The 16,636-nt window shown below is 70.7% G+C and carries 19 protein-coding genes; 16 read left to right on the top strand and 3 right to left on the bottom strand.

What is annotated here, in order from left to right:
- Positions 1-8 precede the first annotated feature (8 nt).
- Both QSK21_RS17940 and QSK21_RS17935 read left to right on the top strand, forming a co-directional pair.
- Positions 9-1,184, top strand: coding sequence for a mandelate racemase/muconate lactonizing enzyme family protein (locus tag QSK21_RS17940; protein WP_285697163.1), 1,176 nt, complete (start codon positions 9-11; stop codon positions 1,182-1,184).
- Positions 1,181-1,963 (top strand): SDR family NAD(P)-dependent oxidoreductase, encoded by a 783-nt coding sequence (locus QSK21_RS17935; protein WP_285697161.1) that lies wholly within the window; start codon positions 1,181-1,183, stop codon positions 1,961-1,963. The genes QSK21_RS17940 and QSK21_RS17935 overlap by 4 nt, the downstream gene beginning before the upstream one ends.
- Before the next feature lie 63 nt (positions 1,964-2,026).
- Here QSK21_RS17935 and QSK21_RS17930 read toward each other — a convergent pair whose 3' ends face one another.
- Positions 2,027-2,338: an L-rhamnose mutarotase gene (locus QSK21_RS17930; RefSeq protein ID WP_285697160.1), complete on the bottom strand. Its 312-nt coding sequence runs from the start codon at positions 2,336-2,338 to the stop codon at positions 2,027-2,029.
- 128 nt (positions 2,339-2,466) lie between these two features.
- Between QSK21_RS17930 and QSK21_RS17925 the strand changes: the two genes are divergently transcribed.
- Genes QSK21_RS17925 through QSK21_RS17910 form a run of 4 tightly spaced genes read left to right on the top strand, consistent with a single transcriptional unit; the run spans position 2,467 to position 6,496 of the window.
- Positions 2,467-3,339, top strand: a complete 873-nt coding sequence (locus QSK21_RS17925) for a sugar phosphate isomerase/epimerase family protein (protein WP_285697159.1) — start codon at positions 2,467-2,469, stop codon at positions 3,337-3,339.
- A gap of 22 nt (positions 3,340-3,361) precedes the next feature.
- A complete protein-coding gene (locus tag QSK21_RS17920) occupies positions 3,362-4,453 on the top strand; it encodes a LacI family DNA-binding transcriptional regulator (RefSeq protein ID WP_285697158.1) in 1,092 nt (363 codons plus the stop codon).
- Complete coding sequence (locus QSK21_RS17915) at positions 4,450-5,463, top strand: thiamine pyrophosphate-dependent dehydrogenase E1 component subunit alpha (protein ID WP_285697156.1); 1,014 nt, start codon at positions 4,450-4,452, stop codon at positions 5,461-5,463. Before QSK21_RS17920 ends, QSK21_RS17915 begins: the two co-directional genes overlap by 4 nt.
- Positions 5,464-5,515: 52 nt before the next feature.
- Complete coding sequence (locus tag QSK21_RS17910; RefSeq protein ID WP_285697155.1) at positions 5,516-6,496, top strand: alpha-ketoacid dehydrogenase subunit beta; 981 nt, start codon at positions 5,516-5,518, stop codon at positions 6,494-6,496.
- Between the two features lie 459 nt (positions 6,497-6,955).
- Here QSK21_RS17910 and QSK21_RS17905 read toward each other — a convergent pair whose 3' ends face one another.
- Complete coding sequence (locus tag QSK21_RS17905; protein WP_285697153.1) at positions 6,956-7,807, bottom strand: SDR family NAD(P)-dependent oxidoreductase; 852 nt, start codon at positions 7,805-7,807, stop codon at positions 6,956-6,958.
- 70 nt (positions 7,808-7,877) lie between these two features.
- Between QSK21_RS17905 and QSK21_RS17900 the strand changes: the two genes are divergently transcribed.
- The 5 genes from QSK21_RS17900 (at position 7,878) to QSK21_RS17880 (ending at position 10,620) form a co-directional block, all read left to right on the top strand.
- A complete protein-coding gene (locus tag QSK21_RS17900; RefSeq protein WP_285697151.1) occupies positions 7,878-8,285 on the top strand; it encodes a winged helix-turn-helix transcriptional regulator in 408 nt (135 codons plus the stop codon).
- Between the two features lie 354 nt (positions 8,286-8,639).
- Positions 8,640-9,011, top strand: a complete 372-nt coding sequence (locus tag QSK21_RS17895; protein ID WP_285697149.1) for a hypothetical protein — start codon at positions 8,640-8,642, stop codon at positions 9,009-9,011.
- Between the two features lie 30 nt (positions 9,012-9,041).
- A complete protein-coding gene (locus QSK21_RS17890) occupies positions 9,042-9,428 on the top strand; it encodes an SCO5389 family protein (RefSeq protein WP_285697148.1) in 387 nt (128 codons plus the stop codon).
- A 118-nt stretch (positions 9,429-9,546) separates the two neighbouring features.
- Positions 9,547-9,849 carry a phosphopantetheine-binding protein gene (locus QSK21_RS17885; RefSeq protein WP_285697147.1) on the top strand — a complete coding sequence of 101 codons (303 nt, stop codon included), beginning with the start codon at positions 9,547-9,549 and terminating at the stop codon, positions 9,847-9,849.
- Positions 9,850-10,164: 315 nt separating this feature from the next.
- Positions 10,165-10,620, top strand: a complete 456-nt coding sequence (locus tag QSK21_RS17880; RefSeq protein ID WP_285697146.1) for a condensation domain-containing protein — start codon at positions 10,165-10,167, stop codon at positions 10,618-10,620.
- A gap of 187 nt (positions 10,621-10,807) precedes the next feature.
- On the opposite strand, the gene QSK21_RS17875 is transcribed toward QSK21_RS17880, so the two are convergent.
- Positions 10,808-11,215, bottom strand: coding sequence for a cupin domain-containing protein (locus tag QSK21_RS17875; protein WP_285697145.1), 408 nt, complete (start codon positions 11,213-11,215; stop codon positions 10,808-10,810).
- A gap of 211 nt (positions 11,216-11,426) precedes the next feature.
- Between QSK21_RS17875 and QSK21_RS17870 the strand changes: the two genes are divergently transcribed.
- The 5 genes from QSK21_RS17870 to QSK21_RS17850 all read left to right on the top strand — a co-directional run bounded on the left by QSK21_RS17870 (position 11,427) and on the right by QSK21_RS17850 (position 16,612).
- Positions 11,427-11,984: a carboxymuconolactone decarboxylase family protein gene (locus tag QSK21_RS17870; protein ID WP_285697144.1), complete on the top strand. Its 558-nt coding sequence runs from the start codon at positions 11,427-11,429 to the stop codon at positions 11,982-11,984.
- A complete protein-coding gene (locus tag QSK21_RS17865; RefSeq protein ID WP_285697143.1) occupies positions 11,981-13,546 on the top strand; it encodes a sugar ABC transporter ATP-binding protein in 1,566 nt (521 codons plus the stop codon). Before QSK21_RS17870 ends, QSK21_RS17865 begins: the two co-directional genes overlap by 4 nt.
- Positions 13,543-14,553 carry an ABC transporter permease gene (locus QSK21_RS17860; protein ID WP_285697142.1) on the top strand — a complete coding sequence of 337 codons (1,011 nt, stop codon included), beginning with the start codon at positions 13,543-13,545 and terminating at the stop codon, positions 14,551-14,553. Before QSK21_RS17865 ends, QSK21_RS17860 begins: the two co-directional genes overlap by 4 nt.
- 141 nt (positions 14,554-14,694) lie before the next feature.
- Entirely contained in the window at positions 14,695-15,582 is an 888-nt protein-coding gene (locus QSK21_RS17855; RefSeq protein ID WP_285697140.1) for a sugar ABC transporter substrate-binding protein, read from the top strand.
- Positions 15,583-15,700: 118 nt separating this feature from the next.
- Positions 15,701-16,612, top strand: a complete 912-nt coding sequence (locus QSK21_RS17850; protein ID WP_285697138.1) for a LysR family transcriptional regulator — start codon at positions 15,701-15,703, stop codon at positions 16,610-16,612.
- The last annotated feature ends 24 nt before the right edge of the window (positions 16,613-16,636 follow it).

Below are 16,636 nucleotides of genomic sequence, written 5' to 3'. Positions count from 1 at the left end.
GAGACCCGATGACGTCCCACGACGCGCCTGCGGCGGACCGCACCGACCGGCACCCGGCCGGGGACGGCCGCGGCAGCGGCCTGATCATCACGAGGGTGGAGACCACGCCCGTCCGGGTGCCCCTTCCGACCGTCTTCCGCGGCAGTCACTACCAGATGACCCATCGCTCGACCCTGGTGACGCGGCTCCACACCGCGGACGGCATCGTGGGCGAGTGCTACGTCGGAGACGAGGACGCGAGCCTGCTCGAGATCGAGCGGATCGTGCAGACCGAGATCGCCCCCGTGCTGACGGGCATGGACGCCATGGCCACCGAGCGGTGCTGGCACGCCGGGTATCCGGCGACCTACGACATCCTGCGCGACCGCCGGCTCGGCCTGGTGGCGCTCGCCTGCGTCGACACCGCCATCTGGGACGCGGTGGGCAAGGCGCTCGGCCAGCCGCTGTGGCGGCTGTGGGGCGGATTCACCGACCGGATCCCGCTGGTGGCGATCGGCGGCTACTACGGGGAACCGGTCGGCACCCTCTCCGACGAGATCGCCCAGTACCGGGAGATGGGCCTGGCCGGGATGAAGCTGAAGGTCGGCGGGCGGTCACCGGCCGAGGACGCCAAGCGGGTCGAGGCCGCCCGCCTGGCCGCCGGCGAGGACTTCGTCATCACGATCGACGCGAACCAGGGCTACACCCCGGCCGAGGCCCTGGAGCTGTGCGCCCGCATCCAGGGACTCTCCATCCGGTGGTTCGAGGAGCCGGTGCGCTGGCACAACGACCGGCGTTCGCTGCGCGACGTGCGCATGATCGGGGGGATCCCGGTCTGCGCGGGCCAGAGCGAGCTGTCGGCCAGTGGTTGCCGCGACCTCATGGAGGCCGGCGCCGTCGACGTCTGCAACTTCGACGCGTCCTGGTCCGGAGGCCCGACCGCCTGGCGCCGGACGGCCGCGATCGCCCACGGCTACGACGTGCAGATGGGCCACCACGAGGAACCGCACGTGGCGTCCCACCTGCTGGCCAGCCAGTCGCACGGCACCTATGCCGAGTGCTTCCACCCCGACCGGGACCCGATGTGGTGGAACATGGTCCGCGGAGTGCGGCTGGAAGGGGGGCAACTGGTGCTGCCGGACGCGCCGGGCCTGGGCTGGGAACTGGACTGGGACTACATAGAGCGCCACCGGGTGGAGCGATGAGCGAGGGCACCGCGCCGGGACGCCTGCTGGGCGAGGGCCTGGCCGGCCGGGGAGTGATCTGCACCGGCGGAGCCGGAGGCATCGGACGCGCGGTGTGCCGCCAGTTCGCGCTGGCCGGTGCCCGGGTCCTGGTCGTCGACCGCGACGAGGCCGCCTGCCGCGAGGTGGCCGGGGACCTGCCCGGCTCCGGTCACGAGCCGTTCGCCGCCGACCTGTCCGACCCGCACGCCGCCGCGTCCCTGCCGGAGGCCGCCGAGGAACGGCTCGGCTCCTGCGACGTGCTCGTCCACATGGCCGCGGTGCTGCTGCGCAAGCCCCTGGGCGAGGTGAGCGAGGCGGACTGGGACCTCCAGACCGAGGTGAACCTCAAGGCGACCTTCTTCCTCGCCCGCGCCGCCGGCGACCTGATGCGGCGGCGGGGCCGTGGCGGACGCGTCGTCCTGTTCGCCTCGCAGGCATGGTGGACGGGCGGCTATGGCGGCTCGGTCGTCTACGCGGCGGGCAAGGGCGGAGTGGTCTCCCTGGCCCGGGGCCTGGCCAGGGAGTACGGGCCCGACGGCATCACGGTCAACACCGTCGCGCCCGGCAGCGTCGACACCCCCATGCTCCGCACCGGCCTGGCACCGGAGGTCCTGGACGGGGTCCTGGAGGCGACCCCGCTGCGCCGCCTGGGCACCCCGGAGGAGATCGCCACCGCGACCCTGTTCCTGGCGTCCGACAACGCCTCCTTCATCAGCGGCGCGACCCTCAACGTCAGCGGCGGCTGGCTCGCCTACTGAACCGGCCGCCTCGCCGGGGACGACCCCGCAGCCCCGGGAGGAACGCTCCCGGGAAGGGCGGGCTCATTCCAGGTGGAAGACCTCCTTGTAGGACGTCTGCCAGTCGCCGTCCGCGATGCCCACGATCACGCCGTCGAACCAGTCCGCCCAGCGCCTGTTGACCTCGGTGTCGCCGACGGCGCCGAACGCCGAGGCCGCGTCCGGCTCGCACTCGGCGTAGGCGATCACCGTGCGGCCGTTGCGGAAGATCGAGTAGTTGCGGACGCCGTTCTCGCGCAGCGCGTCCAGCAGCTCCGGCCACACCGCCCGGTGCCGCCGGTCGTACTCGTCCTCCTGCCCCGGCACGAGCTCGAAGGAGAAACAGACCCGTTCCATCCCGACTCCCAGAATCGATTCCAACGAGTGAGCGGGCACCATCCCATTCATCCTGCGTCGTACTTGTCAAGCAGTGTGGACGCTGGCATGCTCTGGGACTGGAAAGGTTTCCAGGAAAGGATGCAGCTGTGGCGATCGAGCTGTCCTGCGCCGACTACACCTGGCCGGCGGCACCGCACACGACGGCGCTGGACATCATCAGCGGCCTCGGCTTCACCGCCGTCGACCTCGGCTACTTCACCGGCCGCAGCCATGTCCGTCCCGAGGACGTCGGCGCGGAGATCGCCCAGCATGCCGGGCGGGTGGCCGAGCGCTGCGCGGAGCGCGGGCTGGCCGTGGCCGACGTGTTCGCCCAGACCGCCGACTTCGAGGACGCGGCGGTCAACCACCCCGACCCCGCCGAGCGGGAGCGCTCGCTGGAGTTCTTCGACCGGGCGCTGGAGTTCGCACGCCGCGTCGGCAGCCCGGGCATGACGATCCTGCCGGGCGTCGTCTTCGGCGGAGAGCCGTGGGAGGACGCGGCCGGTCGTGCCGCCGAAGGGCTGCGCGTCCGGATCGACAAGGCGGCGGCGGCCGGGCTGCGGTTGTCGGTGGAGCCGCACCAGGGGTCGTTCATCGACACGCCCGAGCTCACCGCCCGGTTCCTCGAAATGGTCCCGGGCCTGCGGCTCACCCTCGACTACGGGCACTTCGTCTTCGGCGGCTCCAGCGATGACGACATCGAACCGCTGCTGCCCGCCTCGGGTCACGTCCAGTGCCGGGGAGGACGTACCGGGACGTTGCAGGCCGACATGCGCGCCAACACCATCGACTTCCCCCGGATGGTCCGCGGTCTGGCCGCCACCGGCTACGAAGGGTTCCTCGCCACCGAATACGTGTGGGCGGAGTGGCATCGTTGCAACGAGGTCGACAATCTGACCGAGACGGTGGAACTCCGGGACGTGCTCGGCCGGGCGCTCGACGATGTCGCCGCGACAGCGTCCAGCCCGACCGGCGCCTGACGACGGACACGGCGGGGACCATATGGCAGCGAACCAGCGCAGGCCCACGGGCGGAACACGGCGGGCGGACGGCGGCGCGGCGGCACCGGCACGGCGGGCGGGGGTGAAGGAGGTCGCCGAACGCGCCGGGGTGGCGCCGTCGTCGGTCTCCCGCGTCCTGTCCGGTCACCCGGACGTGAGCACGGTCATGCGCAACCGGGTGCTCGACGCCGTGGCCGCCCTGGGATACGAGCCCGACCTGCTGGCCCAGAGCCTGCGCCGCGGCGCCACGATGACGGCCGGGTTCGTGGCGGGCGACATCTCCAACCCCCTGGTCTCGCAGATCGCGCTCGGCGCCGAGGTCGAACTCCGCTCGGCGGGCTACTCGATCCTGCTGATGAACTCGATGAACGACCCCGCGCTCGACGCCGCCCACGTGCGGATGCTCCGCCAGCGCCGGGTCGACGGCCTGCTCCTGCTGCTCGCCGACGAGGGCAACGCCGAGACCCTCGACGCGCTGCGCGGCAGCGACAGCCCCTACGTGCTGGTCGACCGCGACCCGGCGCCCCTGCCGGACGCCAGCGCGGTGCTGAGCGACCACCGCCGCGGGATCGCCGACGCGGCCGAGTACCTGATCTCCCTCGGCCACCGCCGCATCGCGCTGGTCAACGGCAATCCGGCGGTGCGTCCCGCCAGGGAACGCGCCGCGGCCCTGCGCAGGGCGTGCCGGGCGCACCCGGACGTCACCGCCGTCGTCCGGTCCGGCGCGTTCAGCGCCGAGCACGGCGAGGCGGCCACCGAAGCGCTGCTGTCGGCGGCCGAACCGCCGTCCGCCATCATCGCCGGCGGCAACCAGATCCTCACCGGGGTGCTGCGCGCGCTGCGCCGCGCGAACCTCCGGATCCCCGACCAGATCTCCCTGATCACCTGCGACGACGTGCCGCTCGCCGAGCTGTCCGAGCCGCCCATCGCCACCATCTCCCGCGATCCCGAGGACATCGGGCGCCAGGCGGCACGGCTGCTGCTCGACCACAGGGAAGGCCGATCGGCCCGTGTCACCACGCTGCCGGCGGTGTTCCGTCCCGCCCGCAGTTGCGCGGCGCCACCCCCACCCGGCGACCTGGAGGAAACGTGACCGACACCAGTACCACCCCGTCCGACCACGCCGCCGAGCCGCGCACCCTCGCCGCGGGCCCGCCCGGCGACGCGGCCGACCTTCTGCGGGACATGCTCCGCATCCGCTTCTTCGAGGACGAGACCCAGGACCTGTTCACCCGTGGCCTCATGCGCGGGAGCACCCACCTGTGCCAGGGGCAGGAGGCCGTGTCCGTCGGCGTGTGCCGTGCGCTGCGCCACGGCGACGCCATGACCTGCACCTATCGCGGGCATGGCGCGGTGCTGGCGATGGGCGCCCCGCTCGACCGCGCCTTCGGCGAGCTGCTCGGCAAGGCCGAGGGACTGTGCCGCGGCAAGGGCGGCTCGATGCACTTGACCGATGTGTCGGTGGGCGCGTACGGCTCCAACGCCATCGTCGGCGCCCACCTGCCCATCACGGTCGGCCATGCCCTCGCCGCACGGCACCGCGGGACGGGCGCGGTCGCGGTCGCCTTCTTCGGCGACGGCGCCACCAACATCGGCGCGTTCCACGAAAGCCTGAACCTGGCGGCGATCTGGCGGCTGCCGGCCGTCTTCGTGATCGAGAACAACCAGTACGGCGAGTACAGCCCGCTGGCCGCGACGACCCCCATCACGCGGCTGGCCGACCGGGCGGCGTCGTACGGCATGCCGGGCGTTCACGTTGACGGCAACGACGTCGTGGCCGTACGGGCGGTGGCGGGCGAGGCCGTCGAGCGGGCCCGCGCGGGGGACGGGCCCACGCTCATCGAGGCCGAGACCTACCGCCAGTCCGGGCACTCCCGGTCCGACCCCGGGACCTACCGCCCTCCGGGCGAGCTGGAGTCCTGGCTGCGACGCGACCCCATCACACTCCTCCAGGACGCCATGGTCGCCGCGGGTCGTGCGTCGTCCGAGGAACTGTCGGCGCTGCGCGAGGAGGTGCGCCAGGAGGTCGCTGAGGCGGCCCGGCGCGCGATCGCCTGGCCGGCCCCCGACCCGCGGACCCGGTTCGAGGACATCTACGCATGAGCGGCGAAGCCGTCCAGGGGGCGTGGGCGGCCGCCCCCAGAAGGGACACAGCATGAGCGAGCAGATCAACTACCGGCAGACGATCGCGCGGGCGCTCGCCGACGCGCTCGCCGCCGATCCCGACGTCATCCTGATCGGCGAGGACGTGGCCGCGGCCGGCGGAGCCTTCAAGTCCACGGTGGGACTGCTCGACAGGTTCGGTCCGGAGCGGGTGCGCGACACCCCGATCTCCGAGCAGGCCATCGTGGGGGCCGCGATCGGCGCGGCCATGTGCGGCCTGCGCCCGGTCGCGGAGATCATGTTCGCCGACTTCGCCGGCGTGTGCTTCGACCAGATCGCCAACCAGCTCGCCAAGTACCGCTACATGACCGGCGGGCAGGTGCGCCTTCCGGTCACCATCCGGATGGCGGGCGGCGCCGGGAGCGGCTTCGCGGCCCAGCATTCCCAGGCGGCCGAGAACTGGTTCCTCAACATCCCCGGCCTCAAGATCGCCGTTCCCGGCACGGTTCCCGACCTGTACGGCCTGACCCGGGCGGCGATCCAGGACGACAACCCGGTGCTGATCTTCGAGCACAAGAACCTGTTCGCGGTCAAGGGCACGATCCCGCCGGACGCCGAACCGATCCCGCTGGGCCGGGCCGACGTGGTCCGCCACGGCGGCGACGTCACGATCGTGGCGACCCAGCAGATGCGCTGGCGCGCCCTCGAAGCGGCCGGACGGCTGGCCACCGAGGGCATCGAGGCCACCGTCATCGATCCGCGGACCCTCGTCCCCTTCGATGACGACACCGTCGTGGAGAGCCTGACCACCACGTCCCGCCTCACCGTCGTCCAGGAGGCGCCCGCGGGCGGCAGCTGGGGCGCCTCCCTGATCGCACGTATGACCCAGCACCACTTCTTCCTGTTCGACGCGCCCCCGCTGCTGTTGTGCGCCGATGACACCCCGGTCCCGTACGCGGCGAACCTTGAGGAGGCATGGATGCCGAGCGTCGAGGAGATCGTCAGCGAGGTCCGCAAACAGGTCCAGAGCTGAGGACCTGCCCGCAAGCAGGTTGCTGATGCGGCGTGACATACGGGGACGGTCCGCCCCGTGGGTCACGTGGGCTCGTGGCTCTATGGCCGATACAAATGCGAGCAGCTTGCGCGTGTGCGGATGTTGCACAGGTGGCCGTGGCGTTCGTAACGGACGCCGGCGGAGGTTGACCGCGATCACCTTGTCGAAGAGTCCCTCGATGACCGGTTCGGCCAGCATCTCCACCTGGGCCGGTGTGAAGGCGACGATCCTTCCGGTCGAGCCGATCTGTGCAATCACCGTGGCGGCCAGCTCGATCTCGTGGGTCTTGGCCCCAGGGCCATCACCACGGCGGGCCGGCCAGCGCCGCGGTGCGCGTATGGTCGCTTCACCGACGGGTGTCTCGGACTACGCCGTCGGACTCGCACGTTCGCGAACATCAACGTGCTGCACCACCGCATGGACACGGCGTAGCGCGGCTTACCGGTGGGGGAGCGAGTGCAAGAGATCCTCGGTGAGTTGGGCGAGGCGTTCGGCGTCGTGTTCGTCGAGGGTCGGCAGGGACAGGTCCACGGGCCTGCCACGGTCGACGGCGGTGAGCGGAGCGGGCGGTGGTGCGTCGATCCATTCGACGATGGGCCGGATCGCGGTCTCCACCGGCCGGGCCTTGAACCGCGCCAGCAGCCTGATCGCCCCGCGCATCACCGGGTGCAGTGGGGACAGGTCTCCGCTGCGCGTGAAACCGGGGTGGTAGAGCACGTATCGGGCCTTACCCGCCGCCCGGCCGGCGAAGGAGACGCCGAGCAAGTCGTTGGCCCGCCCCGCCTGGAGTTGCGCCCGAACCATGCCGTACTTGCGCCGTAGCTGCAGGTCGTCCCAGTGCACCGAACCGGCCGTATTGCCGACCCCGGCCACGTTCACGATCAGCGGCGCGGACGCCGCGTCCATCACCGGGCGCAGCAGCTCGCCCAGCAGGTACCGGCTCAGGTAGTACAGCGCGAAGGTGAACTCCAGCCCGTCGGCCGTCTCCCGACGTTTCGGGCTGTGCCGGTTAGCGCACAGGACGAGCGCGTCGACCACCGGATGCCGATCGGTGATCTCGTCGGCGACCCGGCGGACCTCACCGACGGCGCTGAGGTCCGCGCGCAGGAACCGGAACCGCTCGCCGGCACCCGTACGGGTCGCCTCCTCGGCCAGCGCCCGGCCCTTCGCCCCGCTGCTGCCGATGACGATCACGGTGTCACCACGGCCGAGGCGCGCGAGCGCCGTCGCCCGGCCCATGCCGTCGGTCCCACCGCTGATCACCACTGTCTTGGTCGTATGTCCGGACATGCGCTCGCTCCTCGGTCGTTCGGCGACAATCATCAAGCGACCACTCGTCCGGCCGAAAGAAGGCAATTCGATGTCTGATACGCACACCGATGTCCCCTCGGTGATCAGCGCGCCGCTGCCGATCCCGGTACCGCTGGAGGAGCATCGGGCCTGCCCGGTGACGGACGTCCTGCGGCGCGTCGGCGACCGATGGAGTGTGCTGATCATGATCCTGCTGGGCAAGCGCTCGTACCGGTTCAACGAGCTGCACCGGTCGATCGAGGGGATCAGCCAGCGGATGCTGACGCGTACCTTGCGTGGCCTCGAACACGACGGCTTGGTGAGCCGGACCGTCCATCCGACCATCCCGCCGACGGTCGAGTACGACCTCACACCCCTCGGCCGTACGCTCCTCAAGCCGCTGTCCGCCCTCGCGGACTGGGCGGTTCTGCACGGCGCGGACATCGCCACCGCCCGGAAACGCCACGCCGCCCGCTGAGGCGCATCGTGACGCATCAACACCGAGTCCACGCTCGGCGACTGGGCACGGAGCCTGGGGCTGGCCAAAGTGCGTACCTGCCGGGGCGTCCACCACGTGCCGTTGACGTCGGGGCAACGCGTGGGACCGGGTGCTGGGGAGCGGGTTTCGCGGAATGCTCCACGGCCTGGATGACGTCGCCGTCAGCCGCGTTCGTACACGCTGCCTGGACGCGCTGAACGCCGAGGGGCCCGGCCACCTCGATGCCTCATCGCTCGTCGCCATCGGCACGGCCCAACTCTGGACATTGATAACCGTTTTCATTAACGTGGGACGTGCGTTCCTGCGCAGGGCCGTGGCGGGAGGAGGATGTCAGTGGCCGATCGAGCGTTCACGGTGGTCGTCTGCGGCGCGGTCCCATGCAGCCCGCCGGAAACCATCGGCGACCTCCTCCTGCCACGGCTCGCCGAGGTCGTCCGGAGAACCCCGCACGGCGTACTGGTCCGCGGCGGATGCCTGCTGGGGGCGCCGCGCTGCCTGTTCCAGGGCCGGTCGGAGGCGTTCCGCGACAGCGGCACCTACCTGGCCGTCCAGCCCTGCGACACCGACCGCAGACCGTGCGGCAAGGCGATCCGGGTCGGCCCGGTGCTGGCCCGCGACGACGCAGAGGCCGTCGCGTCCTGGCTGGCGGACGGTGACCTGGACGCCGATCGCCTGACCCCGAGACTCCGCCCCGCCAGGTTGTGATCCACTCGTTCGCCAGAAAGGCGTGAAAACATGTCGCTGACCGTGCCCCCGCGACTGCTCGACCAGGCCCAGAAAGGCGACATCGACGACGCGGCCTTCGTCGAATGCATCCGCACATCACTGCCGTACGGGTGGCAGGTCGTGACGGAACTGGTCGACCGGCTGCACCATGACGGCGGTGACTTCGCCGACAACCAGGTGCCGCCGCCGGACGAGGTGGCCCGCGGGCAGTTGCTGCGGATGATGGCCAGCGACGCCATGCGCACCGCGCTGGAGAACCATTTCGGCGTGCGGCTGGCCTTTCAGAACTACCACCGCGCGGCCGCCTTCCGGCCCGGTGCCGAACAGGCCTACCTCGAATTCGTCACCCCGCGCGCGCAGATCCTCAACCAGAAACCCGACCTGGTCGACTGCTGACCGCTACTCGCTGAACGGCGGACCGCGCGGCGGTCCACCCGCGCCAACGTGCCCATCTTCTCGCGATTCCTTGCCCGCCAAACCTCTCGCCCTTCTCCGTGTTGCCTGAAGGGGCGTCATGCGTGATGTGTCGCCTATGTCCCTGTCCGTATCGATTGACGAGGTGGCCAGGGTGGTCGCCGAGGTGCTCGCCCTGCCGGCCGGGTCGGTGGATCACGACGCGATCCTGACCGTCCCGGGACTGGACTCGTTCACCGCGGTGCGGCTGAGGCGCAGGCTGCGGGATCTGGGATTGGACCTGCCGATGACGGCCTTCCTTGGGACCGCGACCGTCCGGAGTGTCGCCGCAGGCGTAGCCGAGCCCGGTGCGGCACCGGGCGCCGAAAGAAGGATCTGCGGAGGGCGACGGGGGTTTCGCTGACTCCCTTGCAGGCCGCGTACTGGATCGGCAGGAACCCGGAGTTCCCGCTCGGCGGGGTCGCGACGTTCTCTTACCGCGAGTACGACAGGGTGCCGGAGGCGGAGGGTCCGGAGAAGGATCTGGCCCGGCTCACCTTGGCGTGGAACCGTCTGGTGAAGCATTATCCGATGCTGCGCATGGTGGTGGACGGGGAGGGACGGCAGCACATCCTTCCTGAGGTGGCGCCCTACGAGATCGAGGTCGTGGCTGCGGGCGGCGACGCCGGAGGGAGCGGACGGCCGACTCGGCGAGCTACGTCACGACTGCTCGCACCAGGTGCGGGACGCGTCGCGGTGGCCGCTGTTCGACGTCCGGGCGGTGTTGCTGCCGGACGGCCGGACGCGCATCCTGCTCGGCATCGATGTTCTCGCCCTCGATCTGGCGGGCTGGATGCAGATCCTGGACGAGTGGGGGCGGCTGGTCGCCGATCCCGACGCCTCGCTTGCGGCCGCCCCGATCTCCTTCGCGGAACTGGTCGAGCGCCGGGCCGCCGATCCGGACGAGGCGCGGCGCAGGGAGCGCGACGCGGAGTACTGGCGGCAGCGGGTGCTTCCCGCAGGTCCTGGACTGCCCTGGGCGACCGATCTGGCGGACCTGCGGTCGCATCGCTTCAGCCGGTGGTCGGCCGAGTTGCCGGCCACCGAGTGGAGTGCGGTGCGGCGGGCGGCCGAGCGGGGACTGAGCCCGACGGGTGTCCTGCTCGCGGCCTTCGGCCTGGTGCCGGCGCGATGAGGCGCGGGCGCGCCGTTCTGCCTGAACACGACGCTGTTCGATCGTCCCGACGATCCGGAACTAGCGGACGCCGGAACGCTGGGGCGTCGAGCGCGACGAGATGCTGGACGTCCTCACCGAGAGCCGGGTCGGCACCATCGGCCGCCGCTGACCAGGGAGATCGACCGACGCCGGCCGATCCGGCCCGCTACCTGTCCATCCGATCTTCGGGGGACAGGTGCTCGACGGTGACGCCGGTCTCGGTGAACGTGCGGGTGACCTTGGCCGAGCTGTAGACCCACAGGATGCGCAGCGGGGTCTGGCCCACGTTGCGGAACAGGTGGGGGATCGGGGACGGGATGTAGGTGGTGTCGAACCGCCCCAGCCGGGTGACTTCGCCGTCGACCAGCACCTCGGCCTCGCCGTCCAGGACGGTGACGTGCTCGTCGCAGTTGTGCGAGTGCAGCGGCGCCCCGGTGCCCACCGGGTAGACGCTCATCCCGGACGTGATCAGGTTCTCGCCGCCCGACGACCGGGTGGTGACCAGCGGGGTCGTGGTGATCGCGCCGCCGCGGTCCAGGACGGGGACCCGGTCCACCTTGATGATCGTGGTCATGGAGCCTCCTCGGGGATTCTGTCCCGAGGTTAGATCCGTGCTTCCGCAGGCAAGCGTCGCAGGAGTTGCACCCTTACCTTGCAGCGGGCGCTATATAGGGCTTTCGCATCGACCTGTACTTTCTGGCAGCACCACCCCATCAGGAGTGGTGCGGATCACAGGAACGAGGGTTCGGTCGCTCATGAGACTTCCCATCATCGCCGCGGACGAGATGGACGAACGGCAGCGGGAGATCAGCGCGCGCATCGCCGGGAGGCGGGGTGCGGTGCGCGGTCCCTACCTGGTCTGGCTGCAGAGCCCGGAGTTGTGTGAACGGGTCGAGGCGCTGGGCGCCTTCGTGCGCTTCGACTCCAGCATTCCGCCGCGGCTGCGCGAACTGTCGCTGCTCATGGCCGCCCGGCACTGGGACGCCCAGTACTCCTGGAACGCCCACGTCGACAAGGCCATCGAGGCCGGCATCCCGGCCGCGGCGCTGCGGGCGATCGCCGAGCGCCGGGAGCCGGACTTCGACCGGGACGAGGACGCCGCCTTTTACCGCTTCTGCCACGAAATCCTCGAGGAGCATTTCGTTTCCGAGGACACCTTCCGGGAGGCGGAGAAGCATTTCGGTCCGCGCGGCCTGGTGGACGCGGTCGGATCGCTCGGCAATTTCTCCATGCTCGGCATGTGCCTCAACGCCTTCGAAGTCGACCTGCAGCCCGACCGCACCCCGCCCTTCCCCGACATCCGCGGTTACGCGCGTGTGAGCGACCCCGAGGATTCGAGATGACCTCGACCCACCCGGCGGAGACCACCTGCCGCGACCTGTACCCAGTGACCCCCGAAGCGTTCTCGCCGAACGGCGCCGGGCCGGTCATCGGCGTCCGCAACGTGACCAAGCGGTTCGGCGGCGCGGTGGCGCTCAAGGACGTGGACCTGGACTTCCACCCCGGCGAGATCCACGCGCTGATGGGCATGAACGGGGCGGGCAAGTCCACCCTGGTCAAGATCCTCTCGGGGGTCCAGCGGCCGGAAGTGGGCCATCTGGAGATCGGCGGCCGGGTCGTCCACCTGCTGACCCCGCGGCGCGCCCGGCGGCTGGGCATCGCGATCGTCCCGCAGCGCCGCGAGCTGGTCATGGGCCTCACGGTGGCGGAGAACATCATGCTGGGCGACCTGCCCGCCCGCCGCTCGCTGGTGCGCTGGCGGTCGCTGCGGGACGGGGCGCGGCAGGCCCTCGACCAGCTCGGCGTCGGCCTCGACGTCGACCAGATCGCGGGGGAACTGACGGTCGCCGAGCAGACCATGGTCGAGGTGGCCCGGGAGGTGCGCCGGGGCGGCCGGGTGCTCATCCTCGACGAGCCCACCGCCTGCCTGGGCGCCGAGGCCGCCGAGCAGATCCGGGCCATGGTGCGCAGGGTCCGCGACAACGGCGTGGCCGTCGTCTACATCTCCCACCACATCGACGAGGTGCTCGGGCTGGCCGACCGCATCACGGTCCTGCGGGACGGCGCCGTCGTGCGGAGCGGCCCGGCGGAGGAGGCCGACGAGCGCGGCCTGGTCCATGACATGGTCGGCCGCGAGGTGGTCTCCCGGCGGCCGCCCCGGACCGGGACGTTCCGCGAGGTGGGCATCAGCATCCACGACCTGTGCGACGGCCGGTTCATCGACGGCTTCGGCGTGGACGTGCGCAAGGGCGAGATCGTCGCGGTGCTCGGCCCGGCGGGGGACGCTCAGTCGCGCCTGTTCGACCTGCTGTCGGGGCGGCGCCGTCCCGCCCGCGGCTACCTGGCGGTGGACGGTACCCCCGTTCCGTTCGGGAGCATCTCCCGGTCGCTGGCCAGCGGCCTGCGCTGCGTGACCGGGGACCGCCGTACCCTCGGCCTGATCCCCGAGCTGTCGGTGGACGAGAACCTGCTGCTGGCCCGCGACCGCCTGGACGGGCGCCACCTGCATCGCCGGGCCCTGCTGAGCCGCCGCGCGGCGGCGCTGCGCGAGAGCTACCGGGTGGTGTCGCTGTCGAAGAATCCGCCGGTCGACCGGCTGTCGGGCGGCAACCAGCAGAAGGTGCTGCTGGCCAAGTGGCTGTCCAGCGACCCGGTGGCGTGCCTGCTGGAGGACCCGACCAACGGCGTGGACGTGGCCGCGATCGCCGAGATCCACACGCTGGTGGACGGACTCGCCGCGCAGGGGGTGGCGGTGCTGCTGGCCTCCTCGTCCGTGGAGGAGGTGATGCGGCTGGCCGACCGCGTGATCATCGTCCGGGACGGGCGGATGGTCGCCGAGCACGAGATCGCCAAGGTGACGCGGGACGACCTGGTCGCCGCGGTTCTGGGAGGAGACCTGACGTGAGTGTCCCTGTCGAGAAGGCGGCCGCGCAGGCGGGGCCGGGGGCGCGGCATGAGGCGCCGAGGCGGAGCCCGGTGCCGCCCGTGCTGCGCGGGATCCCGCACTCGGGCCTGATCGTGGTGCTGGTCCTGATCGTGGTGTTCGCGAGCGTTCGGACCGACTCCTTCCTCACCTCGACGAACCTGCTCAACGTGCTGCGCCAGATCAGCGTCGTGGCGGTGATCGCCGCCGGGCTGACGCTGCTGATGACCGCCGGCGGCATGGACTTCTCGCTCGGCAGCACCGTGGCCGTCACCACGGCCGTCTCCGCGCAACTGCTGGAGGGAGGCCATTCGACGGTCCTGGCGGTCGTGGCGTCGATGGTGCTGGCCACCGCGGTCGGCCTGGTCAACGGCCTGGTCGTGACCTTCACCAAGGTGGCGCCGTTCGTGGCGACCCTCGCGACCGCGACGCTCCTGGACGGCGTGGCCCTGCTGGTCATCAACGGGCTCAGCGTCTCCATCGGCGACAGGATGACAGAGCTGGGCAACGGGAGCGTGCTGGGCCTGCCCTACCTGACGATCGTGGCGGGCGTCATCCTGGCCGCGACGGCGTTCGTCATGCGTTACACCACGTTCGGGCGGGACGCGTTCGCCATCGGGGGCAATGAGGACGTCGCGCGTCTGAGCGGCATCAACGTCAACCGCGACAAGCTCATCCTCTACAGCCTCGGCGGTGCCCTGGCCGGTCTCGCCGGGCTGATGCTGCTGTCCCGGCTGGGCGCCAGCAGCCCCGGCACGGGCGGCCTGACGCTCCAGCTCACCGCGGTCGCCGCCGTGGTCATCGGGGGGACGTCGCTGGAGGGCGGGCGCGGCACGATCTTCGGCACCGTCCTGGGCGTGCTGCTGCTCGGCATCGTCGCCAACGTGCTCAACCTGCTCCAGGTCTCCAGCTACTACCAGCAGATCTCGGTGGGGGCGGTGCTGCTGATCGCCGCCATCGCCAACCTCGTGCAGCGCCGGAGAAGGTGAATCCGCCCTTTTCGAGTGAGCCCCCGGCTCGTCCCACCCCGAACACGCGACCACGCCAGAAAGGCGGCATCCGTCATGCGCTCATCCGTCCTCAGAAGATCCCTTGGACGTCCCCTGGGAGTACTCGTCACCGTGGCCTCCATGGCCGTGCTGAGTGCCTGCGGCAGTGGTGCCGCGGGCGACGACAAGGTCAAGCTCGGCTTCGTCAACGGCGCCAACACCGAGTTCCACACCTGCCTGCTGAAGGCCGTCGACCGCGAGGCGAAGGCGAACGGCGCGGAACTGCTCACGGCCAACTCGGGCCAGAACCCCGGGACCGAGCTGTCCAACATCGAGGACATGATCTCCCGCCAGGTGGACGCGCTGATCGTCCAGACCGTCAACGTGGACGCGCTGGAGGGCGCGATCGGCAAGGCCAACCGCGCCAAGATCCCGATCTTCCTGACCTCGGTGGTCACCGATGACCCGTCCAAGATCGCGGGTGCCGCGGTGGTGGACCTCAAGCGGGTCGGGGCGCTGGACGCGCAGTGGGTCGGTCAGGACGCCAAGGGCGCCGCGGTGGAGGTGGGCGTCATCGCGGGTGCGCCGGGCGCCGCGTCCGACCTGATGACCGGCGGGTTCTCCGGCGCGCTGCCCGGCAACGCCAAGGTGGTCGCCAACCAGCCCGGCATGTTCAACCGGACCAAGGCGCAGGACGTGGCGGAGAACATGATCCAGGCGCATCCCGGGCTCGACTATGTCTTCGTCGCCAACGAGGACATGGCCTTCGGCGCGCTGAACGCGTTCCAGGCCGCCGGGTCCAAGGTCAAGATCGTCACCACCAACGGCACCGACCACGGCCTGGCGGCGGTCAGGGACGGGCGGTTCGCCGCCACGGTGGCCAACTCACCGACCGTGATCGGCCGGCTCGCGGTGCGGAACACGCTCGCGTACCTCCACAAGAAGCCGATCCAGAAGATCACCCAGGCGCCGGCCACCCTCATCACCAAGGACAACCTGGACGAGGCGCCCCAGTACTGCCTGAAGTAGGAGCCTGTTCCGGCCGTTCTGCTGTCCGGAAGAGGCTGTCCGAAAACACGAATTTTTCGGACATAATCGGCCCGTCAGTCCGCATCCCACCCCCTTCCCGCATCAGCCGGAGGAGCCCATGGATCGCCTGCTCGTTATGCGCAGCTTCGTCACGGTCGCGAAGGTCGGCAGCTTCAGCGGCGCCGCCAAGGTCCTGGGCTCCTCCGGCTCGCTCATCTCGCGGCACGTGGCGGACCTGGAGAAACAGGTGGGCGTGCGGCTGGTCAACCGCACCGCGCGCTCCATCAGCCTGACCGAACCCGGCATCCGCTACAGCCGGTTCGCCGAGCGCATCCTCGACGAGATCGACGCCGAGGACGCCAGCATCGCCGAGCTGCACGACCGCCCCGAGGGCACGCTGTCGGTGATCTGCCCGAAATGGATCGGCAGCCTGGACCTCGGCGACGCCATCGCGGCCTTCTCCGTCGCCTACCCCAAGATCGAGGTGCGGTTCGAGCTGGGCGGCATGTCCGACCGCACCTACGACTTCCTGGACGCCGGCTTCGACGTCGCCTTCCACACCCGGGACCTGCGCGACTCGTCCGTCCGGCTGAAGAAGATCGCCTCGCTGCCGTTCGTGCTGTGCGCGGCCAAGTCCTACATCGACGGGCACGGGGCCCTGACGCATCCGAACGAGCTGGCGTCCCATGACTGCCTCGTCCACCTCAACGACCCGGTGTGGCGGATCGGCCACGGGCACGCCAGCACCCTGCACAAGATCCGCAACATCGCGTTCCTGTCGAACTCCTACATCGCCATCCAGAAGGCGGCGGTGCACGGCCGCGGCATCGCCCTGCTGCCGCAGCGCCCCGCGTACGAGGAACTGATGAGCGGCGCGCTGCGGGTTCTGCTGCCCGAGCTGCCGGTTCCGGCCAGGTCGCTGTACGCCATCTACGGGCCGGCGCAGCAGATCCCGAAGAAGGTCGAGGTCTTCCTCGATTTCCTCACCGGCTGGTTCTCCGACAACCCCATGCCGGCATTCGAAATCTGATCCCGTCGGCTGTGCAAGTAACGG

Origin of the sequence: Actinomadura sp. NBRC 104412 (genome assembly GCF_030269515.1) — a bacterium.
GTDB lineage: Bacteria > Actinomycetota > Actinomycetes > Streptosporangiales > Streptosporangiaceae > Spirillospora.
This window is presented reverse-complemented; position numbering and strand designations above follow the sequence as displayed.